The 921-nt window shown below is 53.0% G+C and carries 1 protein-coding gene and 1 pseudogene; both read right to left on the reverse strand.

Features of this window, described 5'->3' with window-relative positions:
• Window positions 1–105: 105 nt before the first annotated feature.
• Entirely contained in the window at window positions 106–384 is a 279-nt protein-coding gene (locus JIN78_RS16760) for a hypothetical protein (RefSeq protein WP_345778153.1), read from the reverse strand.
• A 30-nt stretch (window positions 385–414) separates the two neighbouring features.
• Window positions 415–921, reverse strand: a pseudogene (locus JIN78_RS16765) (hypothetical protein); the annotation flags it as partial.

Raw genomic sequence — 921 nt, forward strand, 5'->3', positions numbered from 1 at the left:
ACGGTAGTTGGTTTGGTTTGGTTTTTGCGACCTCACGCTCACGCGTGGGCCGACCAACTACCACCTCTATTTTAACGATGACGGGGACACTTCCCGAGCTCGCCCTCACTCCCCTTTGGCCAACTTCACCGCGGTCTTGATAGCTTGTTCACCATCGGGCGAAACTGCCCGGCCTTGGCGGTCAACCAACCGATATTCGGGAATATAATCGCTCCGGCTCAACTTCTCCATCCCGCTCGCTTTCCGATCGGCACCGAGGATGGTGAGCCAAGGAAAACCCTCCGCCACCGCCCACTTCTCGGCTTCTTCCTTTTTCGAGTCGTAGGATATATGCACCACAGCCACCTTGTCGTTTTTCAGCAGCTCCGTCTTTGTGGTCTCCACCAACTGGGGGACACTAGCGCGGCACGGGCCTCACCACGAGGCGGAAAAATAAAGAAGGTAATACTCCGCCTCCTGTTCCCAGTTTGCGGTCTCATACTTCCCCTCGACCACCTTGTGGAGAGAAGCCTGCGAGAGCAGCTTGCCCATATCCCTTTCTTCCCCTTCGTTCTCCTGTTCTCTAACAAAAGCCTGGTCGGCCTCCGAGAGTTTCTCGAGAGAAAAAACCACTTCCTGTTCTTCCACGAGAAGAGTTACTTGATTGGAATCGGCATCAAAGGATTTCAGCTCCCCCACCATCTCCTTGCTCCCATCAGCGGAAGTCCACGTTCGCCCAAAGAGGGAAAGACTACCCGCCAGGAAAATTGCTCCGAATAAAGATCGTTTCATCACTGAGAGCAAAAACCGGATTGCAAAAATAGCGAGAAGAAATCCATCGCCCCCAAGCGTCCCCAGGTGGAATCGAACCACCATTTGAGGTTTAGGAAACCCTGAACCCCACTGATTACCAACACTAAAAAAACAAAGTGACCAGTTGTG

The organism is Roseibacillus ishigakijimensis (assembly GCF_016595415.1).
Classification (GTDB): Bacteria; Verrucomicrobiota; Verrucomicrobiia; order Verrucomicrobiales; family Akkermansiaceae; genus Roseibacillus; species Roseibacillus ishigakijimensis.